6 protein-coding genes are annotated in these 4,214 nt (G+C 45.4%); 4 read left to right on the forward strand and 2 right to left on the reverse strand.

The genetic code is table 11. The features are described 5' to 3' along the window. Positions 1–60: 60 nt before the first annotated feature. Positions 61–555: a hypothetical protein gene (locus VN429_RS11220; RefSeq protein ID WP_325633338.1), complete on the forward strand. Its 495-nt coding sequence runs from the start codon at positions 61–63 to the stop codon at positions 553–555. Positions 556–634: 79 nt separating this feature from the next. Here the strand turns inward: VN429_RS11220 and VN429_RS11225 are convergent, their stop codons facing one another. Further along, positions 635–1,753, reverse strand: coding sequence for a TIGR04084 family radical SAM/SPASM domain-containing protein (locus tag VN429_RS11225; RefSeq protein ID WP_325633340.1), 1,119 nt, complete (start codon positions 1,751–1,753; stop codon positions 635–637). Positions 1,754–1,876: 123 nt separating this feature from the next. Here VN429_RS11225 and VN429_RS11230 point away from each other — a divergent pair, with 123 nt between their 5' ends. The 3 genes from VN429_RS11230 to VN429_RS11240 are packed head-to-tail and all read left to right on the forward strand — an operon-like array spanning position 1,877 to position 3,597. Further along, complete coding sequence (locus VN429_RS11230) at positions 1,877–2,260, forward strand: response regulator (RefSeq protein WP_325633343.1); 384 nt, start codon at positions 1,877–1,879, stop codon at positions 2,258–2,260. Positions 2,261–2,288: 28 nt separating this feature from the next. Further along, a complete protein-coding gene (locus tag VN429_RS11235) occupies positions 2,289–2,504 on the forward strand; it encodes a hypothetical protein (RefSeq protein WP_325633345.1) in 216 nt (71 codons plus the stop codon). Next, positions 2,485–3,597, forward strand: a complete 1,113-nt coding sequence (locus tag VN429_RS11240) for a putative sulfate/molybdate transporter (protein ID WP_325633347.1) — start codon at positions 2,485–2,487, stop codon at positions 3,595–3,597. The genes VN429_RS11235 and VN429_RS11240 overlap by 20 nt, the downstream gene beginning before the upstream one ends. Positions 3,598–3,654: 57 nt before the next feature. Here VN429_RS11240 and VN429_RS11245 read toward each other — a convergent pair. Next, positions 3,655–4,214: YbhB/YbcL family Raf kinase inhibitor-like protein (locus VN429_RS11245; protein WP_325633349.1), on the reverse strand; the 560-nt coding region annotated here is incomplete at its 5' end.

Here is a 4,214-nt window from a genome sequence, read left to right on the forward strand (position 1 = left end):
GTATATAGAGAATATGTTTAATGTAACTTCACTCGTTATTGTAAGGCTGGTGTTTTACTTATGAAGCATAATGCAAGTGTAATATATGTGATAGCAGTCCTAGGATTGCTTTTAATGGCAACCATGTTCAGTGGATGTACAAGCTCAGACAAGTCATCAAATCAGACAAAGACCACCACTGCCCCAACAACTGCCCCTGTTAAGACCGCAGCCTCTACCTCTGTTCCAACAGTCGAACAGACAGTAAAGGCTCCAGCAACCCAGGCAGCAGCAGCCGCTCCGGCAGAAGCTAAGGAAGCACCAAAGACCGCCAACGTTTCTGCATCCAACGCATCATCTACCGCGTCCACATCGACAGTAACAGTATCCAGAGAAAAAACAGTTGCAAATGATACCACAAAGGTCAACACAACAGTATCAGTATCAAAGGAGACTGTAAAAGAGACCACTGGAAACCAGACCAAGACTCCATCAGAGTCAAAGAACGCAACCTCATCCAATGCAACCGCGGCAAAGTCCCCGGCAACTGCATCAAATAAGACTGCAACACTCTGATCTTTTATAGACAGCATTCAAACCCGGGCAAATTTGCCCCTGGATGAATACTTTTTTCAGATAAAACAATAGTGCGGGATTAAGGGATAATCTCGCATCCATTGTACTTCTCATGGGCAAAGTCTGCCATGGTGATAACACCGGTATTGAGAAGATACTGAATCCGTGGAAGAGAATCTGACAACACCTTAAATAATTCCCTGACAGTAGTGCAGACCAGTTCACGCCCCTCCTGTGGCCACGGCTCGAGAATTGCAGAATAGAGACACCTTCCGCCACAGAGATCACGGATATCACATACTGCACAGGCTCCGGGAACAGGAACATCAGGGAGATTCTGAATATCTGCAGTTGTGAGCGTTCCCAGATAATAATCAGCCATCCCTATCATAATCGGACATGGCGATATCTGGCCGTTTGTAAGAACAGTGTAGTTTGCAAATCCTGATCCACATCTAAGCCGGGAAGAGCGTTTGAGAAGCAGATCTTCAATCGGATCGATAAACGGATACCATCTCTCTACCACTCCATTCAGTTCCATCCGTGATACCCATTCATCTGCCAGATGTTTTATGCCTGTCATATATGAAGTTTCAGCCCAGGATTTAAACTTTCTAATCTGAAAATCATTCCAAAAGTTAGCATCAATCTGCCAGTGAATGGATGAAAATGGGTATTCAGCATTGCTGGAGAGATGAAGGACTGATTTTAAGATATCAACTGGTTCATGAACCGTCATCCTGGCTATTATCTCACCCACATATCCATTGGCAAGAATATGCTGGATATTGGTCATTACCCGGTTATATGTACCTGACCCTCTGCCCGCATCAGTTGTCTCTCTATCACCATCGATTGAGACCAGAATTGTCTCAAACCTATTGACTATTTCTGAAGGGAGCCGGTGAAGGAGAATGCCATTTGTCTGGATCATGAAACGGGTGTCAGGGAGATCTTCCATAACCCTGATGATGAGATCACTGCGAAGAGTCGGTTCGCCACCGATAAATGTGACAACTACCCTGGGATCTCGGGAAAGGAAGGAGTACAGATCAGTGAGATCGTAAGTGGCATCTACCGGGATGTCGGCATCGATAGAGATCTCATCACGTTCCAGTTCAGGGGTATCAAATATTTTGCCCCGGCAGTAATTACAAGAGAGATTGCAGGAGTCCGTGAGAAAGAGATGAATATACACACAAATCCCATAAATTTAGACATACCTTTGATATGAAGATCACTGCCGAACATGCGATAAACCCCGCTTACCCATTTCACAAAGAAAATATGTGGGTATGCCATACATACCTACACACGTTTCATGACTTATCGAATTCTTCTCCTTGATGATGAGCCAGCCATCTGTGAGATTACCTCAATACTCCTGAAGAAACTCGGGTATGATGCTGTTATTACAAGTAAAGGAGAAGACTCAATAGAAGTATATCGTGCGGCACTTAATCAGGATGCACGATTTGATGTTGTCATACTTGACCTCTCAGTTCCCGGTGGACTTGGAGGTAAAGAGGTCATTGCCGCCCTTCTTGAAATGGATCCAAAAGTTAAAGCACTTGTATCAAGTGGTGATGCAAACGATCCTGCAGTTTCACGATTCAGGGACTTTGGATTCACCGGGGTTCTCATGAAGCCATACACAAAGGCTGTTCTTGATGAAACCATCAAAAAGGTCATTAACTCTGAGTGATCAGGGTCATTTTTTCTACTGTTCAGATGTGACTGAACTGCTCTTCTATGACAGTGTTGCCTTTGTAGAAAAGGTCATTCATCTCACCATGCAGCGCCTTGCTGATCAAATCCAGGGAATGACAGCAGAGATATCTTTCCAGACTGGAGATTCCATTCTCAAATACAGGACAGGTATGCCTGTGTCCAAGGCACTTTCAGTCCATGTAATGCCGCGTGAGGAGTATGCAGACTGTACGAGATAAGGACGGTGACTGTTTCAGAATAACACTTGGAAATATTGCCGGATCAGTTGGCAACTTTGGGACTATAATTCCTCTCTTCTTTGCAGTATCACTTGCAACCGGCATGTCCCTCTCATTAATGTTCCTTCTCTGCGGGATATGGTATATCATCACTGGTTTCGTGTACAAAATCCCAATATCAGTAGAACCGCTCAAAGCGATAGCAGCAGTGGCCATAGCCGGAGGAGTAACCACCGGAGAAATAGCTGCTTCTGGTATCATTACCGGGACTCTCTTCTGTCTTATTGGCCTCAGCGGAAAGATGCAATGGCTGGCAACCAGGATTCCATCTTCGGTTGTACGCGGGATTCAACTCGCGCTCGGGTTGATCCTTCTCCAGAGTGCAATCATGGAGTTCGGGATTCATGATCTTTCCTTCTTCATTTTCTGCCTTGCGATCCTGGCTCTTTTTTTACTTGGAAGCAGGCGGGTTCACCTGCCTGATCTTTCTGCTCTTGTCATCCTCTGTATCGGAATAGTGGCACTTTTGAGTACAACAGGAATTCCGGCAGCTGCTTTTCCTACCCTTCCTGTCATATCTCTACCAAACTATCAGGAGTATGTAAAAGCGACATGGGTTCTGGTCATTCCTCAGATCCCGCTTACACTGGCAAATTCAATCCTTGCTACGGCTCTTCTTTCAACCGAACTTTTTCATCGCAGAATCACACCCGACAGGTTGAGTCTTACCATCGGAGTAATGAGTCTTTCCACTTCAATGCTGGGAGGATTTCCCATGTGTCACGGGGCAGGCGGGGTAGCTGCACATTACCGTTTCGGTGCACGCTCTGGTGGCGCTATGATTGTGGGTGGCATAATCCTTATCTGTGGATCGGTATTTCTTACGAACCCTGCAACTCTTACAGCAATTCCGGGAGGAGTATTTGGAGCTTTGCTTTTTGCTGTAGCTCTAGAACTTGTTGGACATGGATTAAAGACTGAAGACCCTCTTGTTTCCGGGGTGATGGCACTCATAGCTATTCCAGCCGGAATCGCTGCTGCTTTTATTGCCGGGTTGCTCCTTGCAGTATTTTCCAATTATTTCAAGCAATAATATCGGATAGAAGTATCAAAAAAAGGCTGATGGAATTATCGATCATAATCAGTGATGTTACTGCCCAAAGAATGTTATACTTCTGGCCTTTGCCAGAACATGCCCTTCCATTGCTGCATCTACATGCGACCGATCTGCAGGATCAGGTTTGATTTCTGAATCAAGGGCATAAAGTGTAAATACATACCGGTGAGTTAGCCCTCCCGGGGGACATGGTGGGAAATATCCCTTTGACCCAACTGAATTTACCCCCTGATATCCAGATCCAGCACGATCTGCAGCAGGGACCTGATTGGGGGGTATCACTTCATCACTTGGACTCAGATTATACACAATCCAGTGTGTGAACACTTTGTCTCGAGCATCGGGATCATCCATGATAAGAAGCATTGATCTTGCTGCTGACGGAGCATTTTTCCAAAATATTGAAGGGACCTGTCCAGGACCCATACAGGTGAACCTAGTGGGAAGGGTTGAACCGTTTATTGCAGAATTAACTGACACGACAAATGAGTTATTGGACAGGTTATCAGCACCGTTCTCACCTTTCTGAGTATCTGAAGCCTGGATACAACCGGAGACCAGGACTCCTGACACCAGAATCAAGAGGAATATAT

Source organism: Methanospirillum sp. (assembly GCF_035560735.1).
GTDB lineage: Archaea > Halobacteriota > Methanomicrobia > Methanomicrobiales > Methanospirillaceae > Methanospirillum.

Bases quoted from the DNA above. Each gene is read 5' to 3' on its own strand.
- VN429_RS11240 (WP_325633347.1), top strand. From the start codon at position 2,485: ATGCAGACTGTACGAGATAAGGACGGTGACTGTTTCAGAATAACACTT.
- VN429_RS11230 (WP_325633343.1), top strand. From the start codon at position 1,877: ATGACTTATCGAATTCTTCTCCTTGATGATGAGCCAGCCATCTGTGAG.
- VN429_RS11220 (WP_325633338.1), top strand. From the start codon at position 61: ATGAAGCATAATGCAAGTGTAATATATGTGATAGCAGTCCTAGGATTG.